This window comes from Streptomyces nidicola, assembly GCF_050106155.1.
In the GTDB taxonomy this organism is placed as follows: domain Bacteria; phylum Actinomycetota; class Actinomycetes; order Streptomycetales; family Streptomycetaceae; genus Streptomyces.
Genome location: NZ_JBNBPI010000001.1, coordinates 4,423,164 through 4,440,795, shown reverse-complemented (window position 1 = coordinate 4,440,795; position 17,632 = coordinate 4,423,164). Strand labels below are relative to the sequence as shown.

At 70.2% G+C, this 17,632-nt stretch carries 16 protein-coding genes and 1 riboswitch; of the genes, 8 read left to right on the top strand and 8 right to left on the bottom strand.

All coding sequences use genetic code 11. The features are described from left to right. The first annotated feature begins 26 nt into the window (after positions 1–26). Positions 27–962 carry a carbohydrate-binding protein gene (locus ACOKM3_RS20195; protein ID WP_426902328.1) on the top strand — a complete coding sequence of 312 codons (936 nt, stop codon included), beginning with the start codon at positions 27–29 and terminating at the stop codon, positions 960–962. 10 nt (positions 963–972) lie between these two features. Here the strand turns inward: ACOKM3_RS20195 and ACOKM3_RS20190 are convergent, their stop codons facing one another. From ACOKM3_RS20190 to ACOKM3_RS20180, 3 genes are all read right to left on the bottom strand, one after another. Next, positions 973–1,902: a 1-phosphofructokinase family hexose kinase gene (locus tag ACOKM3_RS20190; RefSeq protein WP_426902326.1), complete on the bottom strand. Its 930-nt coding sequence runs from the start codon at positions 1,900–1,902 to the stop codon at positions 973–975. A gap of 104 nt (positions 1,903–2,006) precedes the next feature. Next, positions 2,007–3,143, bottom strand: coding sequence for an N-acetylglucosamine-6-phosphate deacetylase (gene nagA / locus ACOKM3_RS20185; protein WP_426902325.1), 1,137 nt, complete (start codon positions 3,141–3,143; stop codon positions 2,007–2,009). After that, positions 3,143–4,111, bottom strand: a complete 969-nt coding sequence (locus ACOKM3_RS20180) for an ROK family protein (RefSeq protein ID WP_426902323.1) — start codon at positions 4,109–4,111, stop codon at positions 3,143–3,145. Before ACOKM3_RS20180 ends, nagA begins: the two co-directional genes overlap by 1 nt. A gap of 139 nt (positions 4,112–4,250) precedes the next feature. Here ACOKM3_RS20180 and ACOKM3_RS20175 point away from each other — a divergent pair, with 139 nt between their 5' ends. From ACOKM3_RS20175 to otsB, 3 genes are all read left to right on the top strand, one after another. After that, positions 4,251–5,519, top strand: coding sequence for an ABC transporter substrate-binding protein (locus ACOKM3_RS20175; RefSeq protein WP_426902321.1), 1,269 nt, complete (start codon positions 4,251–4,253; stop codon positions 5,517–5,519). 10 nt (positions 5,520–5,529) lie between these two features. Next, a complete protein-coding gene (locus tag ACOKM3_RS20170) occupies positions 5,530–5,757 on the top strand; it encodes a DUF3263 domain-containing protein (RefSeq protein WP_404267708.1) in 228 nt (75 codons plus the stop codon). 164 nt (positions 5,758–5,921) lie between these two features. Next, entirely contained in the window at positions 5,922–6,767 is an 846-nt protein-coding gene (gene otsB, locus ACOKM3_RS20165; RefSeq protein WP_426902319.1) for a trehalose-phosphatase, read from the top strand. 55 nt (positions 6,768–6,822) lie between these two features. Here otsB and ACOKM3_RS20160 read toward each other — a convergent pair whose 3' ends face one another. The 3 genes from ACOKM3_RS20160 to ACOKM3_RS20150 form a co-directional block, all read right to left on the bottom strand. Next, a complete protein-coding gene (locus ACOKM3_RS20160) occupies positions 6,823–8,208 on the bottom strand; it encodes an alpha,alpha-trehalose-phosphate synthase (UDP-forming) (protein ID WP_426902317.1) in 1,386 nt (461 codons plus the stop codon). 87 nt (positions 8,209–8,295) lie between these two features. Further along, entirely contained in the window at positions 8,296–10,107 is a 1,812-nt protein-coding gene (locus ACOKM3_RS20155; protein WP_426902315.1) for an isopeptide-forming domain-containing fimbrial protein, read from the bottom strand. A gap of 38 nt (positions 10,108–10,145) precedes the next feature. Then, the gene (locus tag ACOKM3_RS20150) at positions 10,146–11,093 is read right to left on the bottom strand and encodes a glucosyl-3-phosphoglycerate synthase (RefSeq protein WP_426906848.1); all 948 of its coding nucleotides are present in this window, start codon (positions 11,091–11,093) and stop codon (positions 10,146–10,148) included. A gap of 161 nt (positions 11,094–11,254) precedes the next feature. Further along, a riboswitch (SAM riboswitch) is annotated at positions 11,255–11,410 on the top strand. Between the two features lie 18 nt (positions 11,411–11,428). Between ACOKM3_RS20150 and thrC the strand changes: the two genes are divergently transcribed. The 4 genes from thrC to groL all read left to right on the top strand — a co-directional run bounded on the left by thrC (position 11,429) and on the right by groL (position 15,621). Next, positions 11,429–12,736, top strand: a complete 1,308-nt coding sequence (thrC, locus tag ACOKM3_RS20145; RefSeq protein WP_426902314.1) for a threonine synthase — start codon at positions 11,429–11,431, stop codon at positions 12,734–12,736. A gap of 35 nt (positions 12,737–12,771) precedes the next feature. After that, a complete protein-coding gene (locus ACOKM3_RS20140; RefSeq protein WP_326018284.1) occupies positions 12,772–13,047 on the top strand; it encodes a ubiquitin-like small modifier protein 1 in 276 nt (91 codons plus the stop codon). Between the two features lie 432 nt (positions 13,048–13,479). After that, a complete protein-coding gene (locus ACOKM3_RS20135) occupies positions 13,480–13,686 on the top strand; it encodes a cold-shock protein (protein WP_030576453.1) in 207 nt (68 codons plus the stop codon). 309 nt (positions 13,687–13,995) lie between these two features. Next, the gene (gene groL / locus ACOKM3_RS20130) at positions 13,996–15,621 is read left to right on the top strand and encodes a chaperonin GroEL (protein ID WP_266712587.1); all 1,626 of its coding nucleotides are present in this window, start codon (positions 13,996–13,998) and stop codon (positions 15,619–15,621) included. Positions 15,622–15,804: 183 nt separating this feature from the next. On the opposite strand, the gene ACOKM3_RS20125 is transcribed toward groL, so the two are convergent. Together ACOKM3_RS20125 and ACOKM3_RS20120 are read right to left on the bottom strand one after the other, a co-directional pair. Beyond that, positions 15,805–16,482: a Uma2 family endonuclease gene (locus ACOKM3_RS20125; protein WP_426902313.1), complete on the bottom strand. Its 678-nt coding sequence runs from the start codon at positions 16,480–16,482 to the stop codon at positions 15,805–15,807. Positions 16,483–16,541: 59 nt separating this feature from the next. Further along, entirely contained in the window at positions 16,542–17,447 is a 906-nt protein-coding gene (locus ACOKM3_RS20120) for a hypothetical protein (protein WP_426902311.1), read from the bottom strand. Positions 17,448–17,632: the final 185 nt, after the last annotated feature.

Sequence of the window (17,632 nt, the reverse complement as noted above, 5' to 3'; positions counted from 1 at the left end):
AAGCAACGTGTAGGGAGTGATCTGGGATGGCGCCCGGCAACAACAGCGGGAGCACCACGCCCGAGGACGACGATCCGTTCGGCTATCTGTACGCCGACGGGCAGGCGGCCGGGGCGACCCCGCCCGAGGGCGCGGGCGGTGGCTACGGCTACCCGAACCCCCGGTCCTCCTACCGGGCCAATCAGATCCGTACGGTCGGTGAGCGCCAGTACGGGCAGACCCAGCCGACCCAGGCGTACCAGCAGCCGAACGCGCACTACCAGGCCCCCGAGACGATGCCCGGCGGCGGCGTTCCCAGCCAGCCGGGTCCGCCGACGGCGCCGATGCGCGGTGGCGGCGGCCGGGGCCGTGGCCCCAACACGAAGGCGCTGCTGATCGGCGCGGTCGCCGTGGTCGCGGCCGTCGTCATCGGCATCGGCATCGCCATGGTCAGCAACGACTCGGGCGACGAGGGCAGCGAGGCGGGCAACAAGCCGTCCGGCGACTCGCAGTCCGTGCAGCCGAGCGAGAAGCCGTCGAAGTCGGCGTCCGCCAAGCCGGTCGACCTGCCGAAGACCGACGCGAAGACCCTGAAGCTGGCGGGCGGCACGTCCACCGCGTCCGATGTGAAGGGCGCGAAGGCCGACGGCGGGGTGTACGTCGCGGGGTTCAACAAGGTGGGCGCGAGCCTCACTTGGACCGTCAACGACATCCCGAAGGACGGCGCGTACAAGCTGCACGTCGACTACGGGGTGCCCGGCAAGAAGTCCGACGCCACGATCGACGTGAACGGCACGAAGCAGTCGCGTCCGCTGAACATGGGGAACTTCGCCTACGCCAAGGAAGGCGACTGGGAGAAGGGCTGGACGAACACGTGGGCCATCGTCCAGCTCACCAAGGGGACCAACGCGATCACGGTCTCCTGTGAGCAGGGCAACAAGTGCGACGCCAACTTCGACCGGATGTGGCTCACCCAGAACTGAGCCCCGGCACCTACGCCGCGCCGACGTGTTCCGCGACCGTGACGCGGCCCACCAGGTCCTCGTACGTCGCCGCGTCGAACTCGCCCGCCACTGGTGACACCACCGTCGCCGCGGACAGCGCCACCGCGCGGGCCAGGCGCTGGGGCCACGGCAGGTGGTCGACGTGGCCGGAGAGCAGGCCCGCGACCGCCGAGTCGCCGGCGCCCGTGGGGTTGCCGCGGAGGCGGCCCGGTGCCGGGGCGCGCCACTCGCCGTCGGCCGTGAGGGCACACAGGCCGTCCGCCCCGAGCGAGGCGACCACCGCGTGCGCCCCGCGCCGCCGAGCGTCCTTCATGGCCTGCAACGGCTCGTGGGAGCCGGTGAGTTCGGCCAGCTCGTCCGCGTTCGGCTTCACCAGGTCGGGGCGGGCCGCGACGCCCCGGCGCAGCGGTTCGCCGCTGGTGTCGAGGAGGACGGGCACCGAGGCGGCCCGCGCGGCCCGTACGAGCGTCGCGTAGGCGCCGACCGGGACGCCCGGCGGCAGGCTGCCGCACAGGGCCACCGCGGAGGCGGAGCGCAGCAGATCCGCGTACGCCTCCTGGAAGGCCGTCCACTCGGCGGGCGTGATGGTCGGGCCCGGCTCGTTGAGCTGCGTCGTGTCGCCGGTCGACGCGTCGGCGACGGCGATCGTGCGGCGGGTCGAGCCGGAGACGGGCACCAGCGCGTCCGCGACGCCCGGCGTGCCGAGCAGCTGGTCCTGGAGCGTGCGGCCCGTCGCGCCGCCCACGAATCCCGTCACGGCCACCTCGTGACCGAGCGCGGCGAGCACCCGCGCCACGTTCAGACCCTTGCCGCCGGGCCGCTCGGTGACCTCGGTGACGCGGTGCGTGGCGTGCGGGCGCAGGGACCGCACCCGGTACGTGATGTCGAGTGCGGTGTTCAGCGTGACCGTGAGGATCACAGGACCCCACCCCCCTTACGTACTTTCAGTAACGGGGCCCGATCATGCCAAAGTCAAGGCGGTTGGCCCAGACCTCGGGTCAACCGCCTTGTACAAGCCGGGAGTTACGGACGAATCAGCCACTCGCCCTTGCGCAGCACGCCCTTGACCTCGAACTCCGCGTCCAGGACCACCAGGTCGGCGTCCTTGCCGGGCTCCAGCGAGCCCACCTTGTCGTACAGGCCGAGCAGCCTGGCCGGGTTGGCGGAGATGGCGCGGACGACGTCCTCGACGGGCAGCTTGTCGACCGTCACGGCCCGCTTGAACGCCCGGTCGAGGGTGAGCGTCGAGCCGGCGATGGAGCCGCCCTCCACGAGCCGCGCCACGCTGTCCTTCACCTCGACCTCCAACGGGCCGAGCATGTAGCGCCCGTCGCCGAACCCGGCGGCGTCCATCGCGTCGGTGATGAACGCGACCTTCCCCGCGCCCTTGTGATGGAACGCCAGCTCCAGGGCGGCCGGGTGCAGATGCGTGCCGTCGTTGATCAGCTCGACGGTGATCCGGTCGTCCTCCAGGAGCGCCGCGATCGGCCCGGGGTCGCGGTGGCCGAGCGGCGGCATCGCGTTGAACAGGTGCGTGGCGACCGTGGCGCCCGCGTCGATGGCCTCCACCGTCTGCTCGTACGTCGCGTCGGTGTGCCCGATCGCGGCGACCACGCCGTGCTCGGCGAGCAGGCGCACGGAGTCGATGCCACCGGGCAGTTCGGTGGCGAGGGTGACCATCTTCGCCTGGCCGCGGGCGGCGTCGATCAGCTTGCGGACCTCGGCCGGGTCGGGGTCGCGCAGCAGCGTCTCGTCGTGGGCGCCCTTGCGGCACGGGGAGATGAAGGGGCCCTCGAAGTGGATGCCCGCGATCTCGCCGTGCTCGGCCAGCTCGGAGAGCAGCCCCGCGCGCTGCACGAGGAAGTCCATGTCGCCGGTGACGAAGGACGCGACGATCGTGGTCGTGCCGTGCTGCTGGTGCGTGCGGACGCCCTTGAGGATCTCGTCGATCGCGCCGGAGGTGAAGGACGCGCCGCCGCCTCCGTGGTTGTGCATGTCGACGAAGCCGGGCACCACCCAGTGGCCGGTGAGGTCGACGGTCTCGGCGTCGTTCGGGGCGGCCCCGACGATCTTCCTGCCGTCGACGATGACGCGTCCGTCGGTGACGGTCCCGGTGGGCAGCACCACCTTGGCGCCGGCGAGCACCTTTGCTGTGGCCATCAGGCGGTTACCTCCGAGGATCCAGTGGCTGCGGTGTGGTGGGGCTTTTGGCGGTCGAGCAGGTCCCAGGCGAGCAGCCCCGCGCCCAGGCATCCGGCGCTGTCCCCGAGGACGGCCGGGACGATCGTGGGGAGCGCCTGGAAGGTGACGCGCTCCGCGACGGCCGCACGCAGGGGTGTGAACAAGGTTTCCCCGGCCTCGGCGAGCCCGCCACCGATGATGAGCGTGCGGGGGTCCAGCAGAGTGAGCGCGAGCACGAGCCCGTCGGAGAGCGCGTCCACCGCGTCCTGCCAGACCTGGACCGCCTTCGGGTCGCCCGCGTCGACGGCCTTCGCGCAGTCCGCCGCGGTCGCCTTCTCGTCGCCGCTCGCCTCCTGCCAGGCCAGGGTGACCGCGGAGGCGGACGCGTACCGCTCCAGGCAGCCGCGCTGACCGCAGCCGCAGGCCACCCCGCCGGGGCGGACGACCACATGGCCGATCTCGCCGGCGGAGCCGTGCGCGCCGGGCTCGATGCGCCCGTCGATGCCGATGGCGCCCGCGATCCCGGTGCCCAGCGGCATGAAGAGGAACCGGTCGGCGTCCTTGCCCGCCCCGAGTCGCCCCTCGCCGAGCCCGCCGGTGCGCACGTCGTGGCCGAGCGCCACGGGGATGCCGCCGAGCCGCTCGCTGAGCAGGGCCCGCATGGGGACGTCGCGCCAGCCGAGGTTGGCCGCGAAGAGGGCGATGCCGGCTCCCTCGTCCACGACGCCGGGCACCGCGACCCCGGCGGCGCTCGCGGGCTCGCCGAGGTGCCGCTCGCCGTACGCGCGCAGTTCGGCGGCGAAGTCGAGGATCGACTCCACGACCGCGTCGGCGCCGCGCTCGCGCTGGGTCGCCCGGCGCGCCTGGTGCAGCAGATTGCCGTCGGCCCCGACCAGGGCGGCCTTCATACCGGTGCCGCCCACGTCCAGGGCGATGACATGTTTCACGGGGGACAGTCTCGCGCGTCCACCCTTGAGAGGTCTAGTCCAGTGCCCCTCGTTTCCGCTCCGGCACCCACGTGGTGTAGACCTTCCGGGGGACCATGGGACAGGCCTGTGGCGCGAGGGACAAAGTTGGAGTACGGCAGTGCGCAAGGGGAGGACGGCTCTGACCGTGGCGGCCGCGCTCGGGGTGGTGGCCGCGTCGTCGCTGCTCACCGCCTGTGGGAGCGGCGACTCCGACGCCGTCACGCTGAAGCTGGTCGCGGCCGACTACGGCGACTCCAAGGCCAACAGCTCGCAGAAGTACTGGGACGACCTCGCCGCCGGCTTCGAGGCGAAGCACCCCGGCATCAAGGTCGACGTCGACGTCTACTCCTGGGACGTCGTCGACAAGAAGGTCAAGGACATGGTCGCCGCGGGCAAGGCCCCCGACATGGCGCAGATCGGCGCGTACGCCGACTACGCCGCGGCGGACAAGCTCTACCCCGTCGACAAGCTGCTCTCCGTGCCGGTGCAGGCCGATTTCGTCGGCCAGATGAGCCAGGCGGGCGAGATCAAGGGCGCGCAGTACGGCATGCCGTTCGCCGCCTCCACGCGCCGCCTCTTCTACAACAAGAAGCTCTTCGAGCAGGCCGGCATCACGCCGCCGAAGACCTGGTCCGCCCTCGTCTCCGACGCCAAGGCGCTCAAGGCGCAGGGCGTGCGCTACCCCTTCGCGCTGCCGCTCGGCACGGAAGAGGCGCAGGCCGAGACGCTGATCTGGATGCTCAGCAACGGCGGCGGCTACACCGACAACGTCGGCAGCTACGCCCTCGACGACAAGAAGAACGTCGAGGCCCTGTCCTGGCTCAAGAACAGCCTGGTCACCAAGGGCCTCACCGGCCCGACCGAGCCGGGGAAGCTCAACCGCACGCCCGCCTTCCAGGCCTTCGCCAAGGGGCAGGTCGGCATGCTCTCCGGCCACCCCACGCTGATGAACATGGCGAAGGCGAAGGGCGTCGACTACGGCGACGTGGCGATCCCCGGGCCCGACGGCACGCCCAAGTCCACGATGGGCGTCAACGACTGGATGATGGCCTTCAAGCAGGGCGGCCACCTCAAGGAGACCGGGGCGTTCCTCGACTACGCGTACAACAAGAAGAACGTCCTCGACTTCTCCCGCAAGTACACCGTCGCGCCGGTCACGGTCTCCGCGTCGAACGCGATGACGTCCTCGGCCAAGGACAAGGCCCTGCGCCCCTTCATCAACGAGCTGGCGGGGGCCACGTACTACCCGGCCAACAAGACGTCCTGGCCCGAGGTCAGCGCCGCGATCAAGAAGCAGATCGGCTCCACCGTCACGCCGCAGGGCAGCGCGGCGGGCACGCTCGGGGCGATCCAGAACGATGCGGCGGCCGCGGAATCCGCGGAGTAGCGTGACGGACATGGGTCCTCTCGGCGAGCGCGAACGCGCGGTGCTCACGTTCGAGGGGCGGGGCTGGGCCTCGCCGGGCGCCAAGGAGCGGGCGATCCGCGAGGAGCTGGACCTGGCGCCGGTCCGCTACTTCCAGCTCCTGAACGCGCTCCTGGACGACCCCCGGGCGCTGGAATTCGCCCCGGTGACGGTGAACCGCCTGCGCCGCGTCCGGGAGGCACGGCGCCGCGAGCGCTGAACGCCGGTTCGGCAATTTCAGCCCCTGCGGCGATTGAGCAGCGGGGTCTGGGGCAGAGCCCCAGGGCGCTCGCCGGGTAGCCGTGGCTGGGCTTGGGGCTCTGCCCCATACCCCGCGCCTCAATCGCCGACGGGGCTGAAAAGATCGCGGCTATCGTCGACCTCATGGCCAGCCAAGAGCACGCCCCCCGGACGACCGCCGGCCGCGACGGCCTGGACGCCATCCGCGCCCGCCCGCACCGCGCGGTGATTGCGATCGACTTCGACGGCACCCTCGCCCCCATCGTCCCCGACCCCGACCAGGCCCGCGCCCACCCGGACGTGGTCCCGGCGCTCGCCGCCCTCGCCCCGAAGGTCGCCGCGATCGCGGTCGTCACGGGCCGCCCGGCGAGCGTCGCGGTCCGCCACGGCGGCTTCGCGGGCGTCCCCGGCCTCGAACACCTCGTCGTCCTCGGGCACTACGGCGCCGAACGCTGGGACGCCGTCACCGGCACGGTCAGCGCCCCCGCCCCGCACCCCGGCGTGGCCACCGTCCGGGCCGAACTCCCCGGCGTGCTCGGCGAGTTGAACCTGTGGCACGACACGTACATCGAGGAGAAGGGCCGCGCCGTCGCGGTCCACACGCGCCGCGCCCGCGACCCGCAGGCCGCCTTCGACACCCTCCGTGAACCCCTGTCGGAACTCGCCGCCCGGCACGGCCTGATCGTGGAGCCGGGCCGCATGGTCCTGGAGCTGCGCCCGCCGGGCGTCGACAAGGGCGTGGCGCTCACCGAGTACGTACGGGAGGTGGGTGCGGAGTCCGTCCTCTACGCGGGCGACGACCTCGGCGACCTCCCGGCCTTCGCGGCAGTGGAGAAGCTGCGCTCCGACGGGGTGCCGGGGCTCCTGGTGGCGGCGGACACGGTGATCGCCGAACTGGCGGAGCGGGCGGACCTGGTCCTGAACGGCCCGGCCGAAGTGGCCGAACTCTTGCGGCACTTGGCCGACGAGATGGAAGGGAATCGCCCCTGAGCGGCGAGGCCACGGGGCTCTGCCCCGGACCCCGCTGCTCAATCGCCGCAGGGGCTCAAGAGGCGCGCAGCGCCTCTAGCTGGTCCAGGAACCACTGACCCGGCGGCAACGCCGTCGCCGCCTCCGCGAGCCGCTTCGTGCGTTCCTCGCGTTCGTCCTGCGGCATGGCGAGCGCCTCCGCGAGGGCGCGCGAAGTCCCGGTCACGTCATAGGGGTTGACGGTCAGCGCGTCCTCGGCCAGCTCCTCGTACGCCCCCGCCTCCCGCGAGAGCACCAGCACGCACCCGCCGTCGGAGACCACCGGCACCTCCTTGGCGACCAGGTTCATGCCGTCCCTGATCGGGTTCACCAGGGCCACGTCGGCGAGCCGGTACGCGGCGAGCGAGCGCGCGAAGTCGTCCTTCACGTGGAGCACGACCGGCGTCCAACCCTCCGTACCGAATCGGGAGTTGATGGCCTCGGCGACCCGCGCCACCTCGGCCGTGTAGTCCCGGTACACGGCCAGGTCCTGCCGCGACGGATAGGCGAACGCGACGTGCACGACCCGCTCCCGCCACTCGGGCCGTTCCTGGAGGAGCAGCTCGTACGCCTGAAGCCCCCGCACGATGTTCTTCGACAGCTCCGTGCGGTCCACCCGCACGATCACCTTGCGGTCCTCGCCGATCTGCGCGCGCAGCGCCGTGAGCCGCTCCTCCACATCGTCCCGGTGGGCCCGCTCGCGCAGGAAGTCCGCGTCCGCGCCCAGCCCGTGCACCCCGATCCGGGTCCCGGACGTGCCGCCGACGAGATGCGTACAGCAGTCGGTGAAGGCGTCCGCCCAGCGCCGGGTCAGGAACGCACAGCGGTCGGCGCCGAGCATGCCCCGCAGCACCTGCTCGGCGATGTCGTCGGGCAGCATCCGGAAGTAGTCGACGGGCGCCCAGGGCGTGTGCGAGAAGTGCCCGATCCGCAGGTCGCCGCGGAGCTCGCGGAGCATCCCCGGCACCAGCGTCAGGTGGTAGTCCTGCACGACCACGGTCGCGCCCGGCGCCGCCTCCTCGGCGAGCGCCTCGGCGAAGGCCCGGTTGTACGCCTCGTAGGACGCCCACTGCCTGCGGAACTCCGGTCCGAAGGCGGGCTCCAGAGGCGTCTGGTACAGCATGTGGTGCACGAACCACAGCACCGAGTTCGCGATCCCGTTGTACGCGTCCGTGTGCACGTCGGCGGCGATGTCCAGCATCCGCACGCCGGGCTCGGACACGCCACGGCGCACCGCCTCCCTGTCGCCCTCGCTCAGCGCCGAGCACACCCACAGCTTGTCCTTGACGACGCTCAGCGCCGACACCAGACCGCCCCCGCCGCGCTTCTCCTCGATCCCCCCTGCGTCGTCGAGGACGTACGAGACCGGGCCGCGGTTGGACGCGACGAGAACCTCAGCAGCACCATGCGTCGTGGAACTCATACGGGCACGCTAGCCCGGCCCGGAAACGTTCAAACGTAAGGCCGGGCCCCGTCGGGGGCCCGGCCGTATACGACACCTGCGAACGGGTCAGTCCTTGCGGCCGCGGACCGCCGCGAGGATCAGCGCGCCGAGCCCGCACAGCGTGACGGCGAGCCCGCCGTACAGCGGCAGATTCGAGTCGGTGCCGGTCTCGGCCATCTCGCCGCCGCTCGGCGGATTCGGCGGGGTGGGCCGGGCCTGCGGGCTCTGGCTGCTCGCCGACGGGGTCGGCGAGGGCTCGGGCGTCTGCTCGCCCGGCTGCTCGGACGGCGTCGGCGTCGGCGAGGGGCTGGTCGGCGTCGGAGCCGGCGCCTCCTGCTGGATGACGGGCGCGATGCCGCACCGCGCGTCCGTGGAGCCCTCCTCGCAGTTGGTGCGCGGAGTGTCGGCCGTGACGCTGTTCGTGAGCTTGCCGTCACCGCTCACCGGGTCGTTGACCTTCACGGAGTACGTGACGGTCGCGGTCTCGCCGGCCGGGATGTCACCGGTGAAGTTGATCTTCGGCTCGGTGTAGTCGACGTCCCCGAGGCTCGCCTCGGCGTCGTCGTTGTACGTCGCGTCGTCGAGGTTCTCGGTGAGGTCATCGGTGAACTTGGCGTTCGGGTACGGCAGTCGGCTGACGTTCTTCGCCTTCACCGTGTACGTGACCGTGTCACCGGGCTCCACCTTCGCCGGGCTCGCCGTCTTGGTGATCTCCAGGTCGGGCACCGGGACGGACAGGGCGAGCGCCGAGGGGACGTAGGTGTCGCCCTTGGTGGAGAAGTCGAGCGTGGTGGACGTCGAGCCGACCGGGATCGGCTCGTCCCCTGCGGCCCGCGTGGAGCCGCTGCCCGAGACGTCGAACTCCTTCGCGTCGATGCTCAGGTTGTTGACCATCTTCGGGTCGAGAGCCCCGTCGTCCTCGGAGACGAAGAAGTTGTTGGTGTTGCCGGTGTGCGCCTCGGGGATGTTCTGGCCGCCCACGGCGAACTTGTCGCCCGGCGTGTTCCAGTCGCCCTCGTACGCGGTGACGCTCGCGTGCGGTGTGCCCGAGGTCCGGTAGAAGCCGTCCACGGTGACCCGGGTGGCGGGGGAGGTGGAGCGCTGGAGGACATGGCCGCCGTAGATGTAGACGTTGCGGCGGTCCGGCGCGTAGGTGTCGTTCGGGGCGTCGTACTTGTAGACGACGGTCATCGACCAGCCGGCCACGCAGCCCTTGCCGGTGGGCGCCCAGATGTCGCCGACCGAGACCGGCACCGGGGTGCCCGTGCCGGTGACGCCGCTGAACAGGCTGGTGACGTCGGCCTCGCCCGTGTAGTAGTGCGGGCCGCTGGTGGCGGCGGGGTCCTGGACCAGGTTCTCGGGGGAGACCTTGGTCGGGGCCGCGCCGTTCACGCCGACCACGGGGGCCGCGTCCAGCGGGGTGCCGGGCGAGGGGTCCACATCGGCGCCCGAGATGTCGCAGCGCTTCAGCTGCGCGCCGCTCGGGCCCTTGTACGTGCCGTCGTTGCCGCCGTAGAAGAGGCGGGCGTAGGCGACCTCGGCGCCGGGCGGGATGGTGACCCGGCCGGTGCTGGAGCCGTAGCCGTCGGTCGTCCCGGCGGTGTTGATCCGCTGCATGACGAACGTGTTGTTGTTGTCCCTGCCCTCGCCGTTCGCGGCGACGGCGCAGCGCCCGGCCATCGTGGCGTCGTCGGTCGGGCAGCCCATGACCGTGTTGCCGATGGTCTTGAAGTCGCCGTAGATCGATTCGTCGTAGCGCTTGGCGAAGGGGGAGACCACGTCCGCGGAGGCGGGACTCGGTGCCAGGCCCGCCAGGCAGGCGGCGAGGGTGGCGGTGACGGCGCACGCCGCCCTGCCCTTGAATTGTCTGAGCCACATAAAGGGCAAGCTAGACAAAACATATGATTATGCGGCGCTTATGCGACGCGACGCTCCGCATACTCACCGATTTCGATCATCGGCGGCCGCTCCTCCGTGTCGACCTCGTGGACACGCGGCTCGAAGCCGCCCTCCCCGCGCTCGAACTGCGTGAGCACCGGCCTGATGAGGTGCCCGCGCGCGAGCCGGAGCTGGGCGGTGCGGTAGATCGCCGCCGCCATCCGCCCCAGCGCCTGCCCGTCCTGGTGCCGGTGCCTGCGCACGCCGACGTCGACCTGGGCGAGCGCGTCGAGGCCCACGGTGTGCAGCGCGTCCACGAGCAGCCCGAGCTCCACGCCGTATCCGACGGGGAACGGGAGCCGCTCGAGCAGCGAGCGCCGGGCCGCGTACTCGCCGCCCAACGGCTGGACGAACCCGGCCAGTTGGGGCCAGTGAAGGTTGAGTATCGGGCGCGCCATCAGCTCGGTGACCCGGCCGCCCTGCCCCGCGGCCCCGGCCAGCGGACGGTCGTACATCGCCTTCACGAAGTCCACGCCCGGCTCGGTGAGCAGCGGACCGACGATCCCGGAGACGAAGTCCGCGGAGAACTCCTTCAGATCGGCGTCGACGAAGCACACGATGTCACCGGAAGTGACGAACAGGGAGCGCCACAGCACCTCGCCCTTGCCGGGCCTTGCCGGGATCCGCGGCAGGATCGTGTCCCGGTGCTCGACGCGCGCCCCGGCGGCCGCCGCGACCTCGGATGTGCGGTCCGTGGAACCGGAGTCGATCACGACGAGCTCGTCGACGAGCGGCACCGCGTCCGTCATCAGCGACCGCCGGATCTCCGAGACGATCTCGCCGACCGTCTCCTCCTCGTTCAGCGCCGGCAGTACGACACTCACCGTCTGACCCGAGGCCTGCTTGGCGGCGACCAACCGGTGCAGCGGATGGTCGGCCACGGACCAGGAGCGCCTGTTCAGCCAGCGCTCGACCTCTTCCAGCACGGTCTGCGTTCCTTCCCTAAGGATCAACATGTGATCCATCTCGCGCATCGGACGACTATCTCAAGGGTCCGGGCCTTCGGTTACAGTCTTGAACAAGGCCGGTGACCATCGCATGTCGGGGGTCGCCCGCAGTAGACAACTGAATCCACACAATCGAATACCGCTCATCCAGAGGGGCAGAGGGATACGGCCCGTTGAAGCCCCGGCAACCCTCCAGCCGGTCTCGTTCCGCACACCGCAGTGCGCCCGCGAGGCTCCCGGCTAGTGAAGGTGCCAAATCCGTCTCGTGGCGAGATGCGTCGCGAGGAAGATGAGGAGAAAGGGCCTCGCCTCTCATGGCTGTACAGACTGTCGCCACCGAAACCGCCGCCACGACGGACTCCGTCGATCTGGGCCCGGCCTCCGGACTTTCCTGCCGCGAGTGCGGCGCCGTCGTCCCGCTCGGCCCCGTCTTCGCCTGCGCCGAGTGTTTCGGGCCTCTGGAAGTCGCGTACGACCTGCCCGTCGGCGACCCCGAGGCGCTCCGCAAGCAGATCGAGGCAGGACCCGCCAACATCTGGCGCTACGCCCCGCTGCTGCCCGTCCCGGCCGACGTCGCCGAGAAGCCGAACCTGAACCCCGGCTGGACCAAGCTCGTCAAGGCCGACAACCTCGGCCGTGAACTGGGCGTCGCCGAGGGCAAGTTGTTCGTCAAGGACGACTCCGGCAATCCCACGCACTCCTTCAAGGACCGCGTCGTCGCGCAGGCCATCGAGGCCGCCCGCGCCTTCGGCTTCACCACGCTGTCCTGCTCCTCCACCGGCAACCTGGCGGGTGCCGTCGGCGCCGCCGCCGCCCGTGCCGGCTTCCGCTCCTGCGTGTTCATCCCGCACGACCTGGAGCAGGGCAAGGTCGTCATGGCCGGTGTCTACGGCGGTGACCTCGTCGCCATCGAGGGCAACTACGACGACGTGAACCGCTTCTGCTCCGAGCTCATCGGCGACCCGCTGGGCGAGGGCTGGGGCTTCGTGAACGTGAACCTCCGCCCGTACTACGGCGAGGGCTCCAAGACGCTCGCGTACGAGATCTGCGAGCAGCTCGGCTGGCAGCTCCCGGACCAGCTGGTCATCCCGATCGCGTCCGGCTCGCAGTTCACGAAGATCGACAAGGGCCTCAAGGAGCTGATCAAGCTCGGCCTCGTCGAGGACAAGCCGTACAAGCTCTTTGGCGCCCAGGCCGAGGGCTGCTCCCCGGTCTCCGTCGCCTACAAGGGCGGCCACGACGTGGTCCGCCCGCAGAAGCCGACCACCATCGCCAAGTCCCTCGCGATCGGCAACCCGGCCGACGGCCCCTACGTCCTCGACATCGCGCGCCGCACCGGTGGCGCCGTGGAGGACGTCAACGACGAGCAGGTCGTCGACGCGATCAAGCTGCTCGCGCAGACGGAGGGCATCTTCGCCGAGACGGCGGGCGGCGTCACGCTGGGTGTCACCAAGAAGCTCATCGAGGCGGGCCTCATCGACCCGTCGCTGACCACGGTGGTCCTGAACACCGGCGACGGTCTCAAGACGCTGGACGCGGTCGCCGAGTCCTCGCAGGCCACCGCCACGATCCGGCCCAACCTGGACGCGTTCCGCGAGGCCGGCCTCGCCACCGACCACTGAGCCCGACCGAACTTGTAGCAACGGGAGTTACCAGCATGAGCGTCAACGTTCGCATCCCCACCATCCTGCGCACCTACACCGGCGGGCAGTCCGAGGTCGCCGCCGAGGGCGCCACCCTCGCCGACGTCATCGCCGACCTGGAGAAGAACCACACCGGCATCGCCGCCCGCGTCCTCGACGACCAGGGCAAGCTGCGCCGCTTCGTGAACGTGTACGTGAACGACGACGACGTCCGCTTCGAGCAGGGCCTCGAGACGGCGACGCCGGACGGCGCGGGCGTCTCGATCATTCCGGCCGTCGCCGGCGGCTGATCTTTTCTACGTCTACGTAGAGTTACCCGAATTGCCCCCTCCGCGAGAGAAGCGGAGGGGGCAATTCTGCATGGTTGAGCGCGGTACAGTTGGGGAAGCTGCTGCGTTTCCCCGCGCGGTGCATGACGGGCGCATATGAGTTCTCGCCCGAAGCCCGGCAAGAAGTAGCCAAAGTGTGCAGCCCTTTCGGGCCTTTTACGGCATTTACGCGGCCCGACTTGCCCAAGGATCCGGTGAGTTGGCCCGGTTTCCCCGATCTGGCGTGCCCAGAATTCTCGTCCGATTGACCTGTTGCAGACGGCAGTTGGGCAGATACATTCAGCCGCGGTCGACGCGTTCCGGCGCACACCCCCATATCCCATGGGGCGTGAGGTCTGACCCGGGTCCGCGAAGTGCGGTCCTGCGCAAGGGCCAGTAATAGGGGAGTTAGGCATGGCTCAGGGCACCGTCAAGTGGTTCAACGCGGAGAAGGGGTACGGCTTCATCGCGGTCGACGGTGGTGCGGATGTTTTCGTCCACTACAGCGCGATTCAGATGGACGGCTACCGCACCCTCGAAGAGGGTCAGCGGGTCGAGTTCGAGATCTCGCAGGGCCAGAAGGGGCCGCAGGCCGACATGGTCCGCGTGGCCGCCGGCTGAACGCGCGCGTCAGACTGCAAGCTTGTACGTCGCACGTTGTGGAGGGCCCGTCTCCCGGGTAACCGGGAGACGGGCCCTTCGCGCTGCGTGCGCTCACCTGCGGATCCGTGACAGGCGCTTGCACTCGCATGGGTCGAGTGCTAATCATTGGGCTTAGCACTCTCCGAGTGAGAGTGACAAAACTTGGATCGGGTCGGTGAGGTCCGGGGGCCGGGTGGTGCAAGGAGCCACAAGGCCCGCAGGCCGTCCGTCGCGGGCACCAGCACGGTCCTTTTGCGTTAGCCACCCCGTCCGGGAGGACCACTTCACATGGCCAAGATCATCGCGTTCGACGAGGAGGCACGGCGCGGCCTCGAGCGCGGCATGAACCAGCTCGCCGACGCCGTCAAGGTGACCCTGGGCCCCAAGGGTCGCAACGTCGTCCTCGAGAAGAAGTGGGGCGCCCCCACGATCACCAACGATGGTGTGTCCATCGCCAAGGAGATCGAGCTCGAGGACCCGTACGAGAAGATCGGCGCCGAGCTGGTCAAGGAGGTCGCGAAGAAGACGGACGACGTCGCCGGTGACGGCACGACGACCGCGACCGTCCTGGCCCAGGCGCTCGTTCGCGAAGGCCTTCGCAACGTAGCCGCCGGCGCCAACCCGATGGCCCTCAAGCGCGGCATCGAGCGCGCCACCGAGGCCGTCTCCGCCGCCCTGCTCGAGCAGGCCAAGGAGGTGGAGACCAAGGAGCAGATCGCCTCCACCGCCTCCATCTCGGCCGCCGACACCCAGATCGGCGAGCTCATCGCCGAGGCCATGGACAAGGTCGGCAAGGAAGGCGTCATCACCGTCGAGGAGTCCCAGACCTTCGGTCTGGAGCTCGAGCTCACCGAGGGTATGCGCTTCGACAAGGGCTACATCTCGGCGTACTTCGCCACCGACATGGAGCGTATGGAGGCCTCGCTCGAGGACCCGTACATCCTGATCGTCAACTCGAAGATCGGCAACGTGAAGGACCTCCTTCCGCTGCTCGAGAAGGTCATGCAGTCCGGCAAGCCGCTGCTGATCATCGCCGAGGACGTCGAGGGCGAGGCCCTGTCGACCCTGGTCGTCAACAAGATCCGTGGCACCTTCAAGTCCGTCGCCGTCAAGGCCCCGGGCTTCGGTGACCGCCGCAAGGCCATGCTCGGCGACATCGCCATCCTCACGGGCGGCACCGTCATCTCCGAGGAGGTCGGCCTCAAGCTGGAGAACGCCGGTCTCGACCTGCTCGGCCGTGCCCGCAAGGTCGTCATCACCAAGGACGAGACGACGATCGTCGACGGCTCCGGTGAGAGCGACCAGGTCCAGGGCCGCGTCAACCAGATCCGCGCCGAGATCGAGAACAGCGACTCGGACTACGACCGCGAGAAGCTCCAGGAGCGCCTCGCCAAGCTCGCCGGCGGCGTGGCCGTCATCAAGGCGGGCGCGGCCACCGAGGTCGAGCTCAAGGAGCGCAAGCACCGCATCGAGGACGCCGTTCGCAACGCGAAGGCGGCCGTCGAAGAGGGCATCGTCGCCGGTGGTGGCGTGGCCCTCCTCCAGGCCTCCGCGGTGTTCGAGAAGCTGGAGCTCGAGGGTGACGAGGCGACCGGCGCCAACGCCGTGAAGCTCGCGCTCGAGGCCCCGCTCAAGCAGATCGCCGTCAACGGTGGTCTCGAGGGTGGCGTCGTCGTGGAGAAGGTGCGCAACCTGACCGTCGGTCACGGTCTGAACGCCGCCACGGGCGACTACGTCGACATGATCGCCGAGGGCATCATCGACCCGGCGAAGGTCACGCGCTCTGCCCTGCAGAACGCCGCGTCCATCGCCGCGCTGTTCCTCACCACCGAGGCCGTCATCGCCGACAAGCCGGAGAAGGCTGGCGCTGCGCCGGCCGGCGGCGGCATGCCGGGCGGTGACATGGACTTCTGAGCCGCTCGCGGTTCAGCCCGTCCGTAACCCGAGGGCGGCCCCGTCTCCACGTGAGACGGGGCCGCCCTCGGGCGTTTCTGTGCGCCCACCCGTGCTCGACGCCTCGGGGCTCCGCCCCGGACCCCGCGCCTCAATCGCCGGCGGGGCTTGATCTGCCCACCCGCCGCCTGGGGCTTGGTTGGCTTACGCGTAGTCCTTGAGGCGCTCTGTTTCGAGGGTGATGGTGACCGGGGCGGGGAGGCGGACCGTTGCTCCGTAGTGGTACGGGCGGCGGTTCTGGTAGACGCCGTTCTCGGGGGAGCTGTGGACGACGACCGTGTCGTTGTCGCGGTCGACGAGGAGGTAGACGGGGATGTCCGCGTACGCGTAGGCGCGGGGCTTCTCCTGGCGGTCGCGGCGGTCGGCGTCGCGGTCCTTGGAGGTGACTTCGACAGCCATGAGGACGCCGTCGGGGGAGGCCCACTCGTCCTGTCCGGCGAAGTAGTCGATGGGCGTCAGGGCGCCGTCCGGCTTGATGCAGCCCTTTCGGTACGTGTCGATCCGCAGGCCCTGCTCGGGATGCAGTGCCAGTTCGGGGCGCTGCATCATGCACTGGCGGATCAGCCACATGATGATCGAACCGTGGTCGCCGTCCGGCACGGGCTTGACCTCTAGCTTTCCGTTGAGGAGTTCCAAGGTCACCGTCTCGGGGGCGACGCGGGCCAGTTCCTCGAAGTCCTCGACGTCGATGGGGCCGTGCTTCACGAGCAGCCGTCCGTTCAGGAATTCGAGCTTGTTGCGCAGGGTCTCCGGAGCCCTTCGGTCGAGTTCCTCGAAGTCCTCGATGCTCATCTGAGGGCGGTCGGCGGTGCCAGGGGTCATGGGTGTGCCTCCTCGCCTCCATCGTGCCCCGGATGTACGGGTCCGGATCGTCGGCGCGGTCATGCGCGTGCCCTTTCGGAGCGGGGGAGCATTGCCGCGCGGATCTCCGCGACGCGGGTGCGGACGGCTTCCGGGGTGAGGATGCCTGGGGGTGGGGAGGCGGGGCGGGGGTTGTTGCATGGGGTGCAGAAGCCGCCTGGTAGGGCCTCGGGGCGGCCGGGAGCGCCGCAGTTCGCGCATTCGATGAGGCGTAGGAGCGGGCGGTTCGCCGGTGGTGGGGGTGGCGGGGGAAGTTTGTCGGTCAGGCGGCGGAGCAGCAGTGCGGCCGGGCTGTGTACGGGTGTGGGGAGGCCGGCCGTCAGGGCGTGCAGCAGGGTTTCCTCGGTGGCGTTCCGCTCGAACCAGCGCTCCACCTCCGGTGCGAGCCGGTTGCATTCGGCGGCGGACAGGGCCAGCGACGGCGCCGTGCGGCCGAGGGCGGTGAGGAGGAGCAGCGCGCGGCTGCGGGTGGGGCGTGGAGGTGGTTCTTCGGGCGGCGCGTCCCGGCCCGTCTCCGGTACGTCGCCCCTCACGAATGCCGTCCACCACGCGTCGCCCCGCGCCGTGCGGGAGAACCAGGTGCGGGTGACCCAGCGTGCGCTCCCGGAGCCCTGTACGTGTTCGCGGCCGCGTCTCAAGTGACCGGCCCGGTGCAGGTTGTTGAGGGCGGTTCGCATCGCCGCCTGGCCGTACGGGAGGTGATTGGCGAGTGTCTTCACCGAGATGTCCGAGCCGTCGGGCAGCCGGTCGATGTATCCGGCGATGTACGCCTCGCGGGCGGGAAGGTCCGCGAAGTCGGCCCTGGTTCGGGGGAGTTGGTCCGGCGCGGAGCGCTTGCCGTAGCCCGGGTTCGCCTCGGGGTGGAGCGGGGTGGGCGGTGCTGCGTGCGTCGGGGCGGGGGCGGCACTAGAGTTGGCGTCAGCCACGAGATCTCCCTGGATGGGATCTTGATGGACAGGCCCTCGCAGGTGTTGGCGCACCGGCGGGGGCCGTTCGTATATCGGGCACGCTAGAGCGTGATTACCCTCCGTGGCAAGCCGGTGCCAGAAAGTGTCGGGTATTAGCGGACGTGCTCGTCGGCTTCGCCAACTCGCAGGGAGGGAGGGTGGGT

Coding starts and splice junctions, on each gene's coding strand:
- ACOKM3_RS20155 (WP_426902315.1), bottom strand. CDS start 10,107: ATGTGGCTCAGACAATTCAAGGGCAGGGCGGCGTGCGCCGTCACCGCC.
- ACOKM3_RS20160 (WP_426902317.1), bottom strand. CDS start 8,208: ATGAGTTCCACGACGCATGGTGCTGCTGAGGTTCTCGTCGCGTCCAAC.
- ACOKM3_RS20125 (WP_426902313.1), bottom strand. CDS start 16,482: ATGACCCCTGGCACCGCCGACCGCCCTCAGATGAGCATCGAGGACTTC.
- ACOKM3_RS20135 (WP_030576453.1), top strand. CDS start 13,480: ATGGCTCAGGGCACCGTCAAGTGGTTCAACGCGGAGAAGGGGTACGGC.
- thrC (WP_426902314.1), top strand. CDS start 11,429: ATGGCTGTACAGACTGTCGCCACCGAAACCGCCGCCACGACGGACTCC.
- ACOKM3_RS20170 (WP_404267708.1), top strand. CDS start 5,530: ATGGGTCCTCTCGGCGAGCGCGAACGCGCGGTGCTCACGTTCGAGGGG.
- ACOKM3_RS20140 (WP_326018284.1), top strand. CDS start 12,772: ATGAGCGTCAACGTTCGCATCCCCACCATCCTGCGCACCTACACCGGC.
- ACOKM3_RS20195 (WP_426902328.1), top strand. CDS start 27: ATGGCGCCCGGCAACAACAGCGGGAGCACCACGCCCGAGGACGACGAT.
- otsB (WP_426902319.1), top strand. CDS start 5,922: ATGGCCAGCCAAGAGCACGCCCCCCGGACGACCGCCGGCCGCGACGGC.
- groL (WP_266712587.1), top strand. CDS start 13,996: ATGGCCAAGATCATCGCGTTCGACGAGGAGGCACGGCGCGGCCTCGAG.
- nagA (WP_426902325.1), bottom strand. CDS start 3,143: ATGGCCACAGCAAAGGTGCTCGCCGGCGCCAAGGTGGTGCTGCCCACC.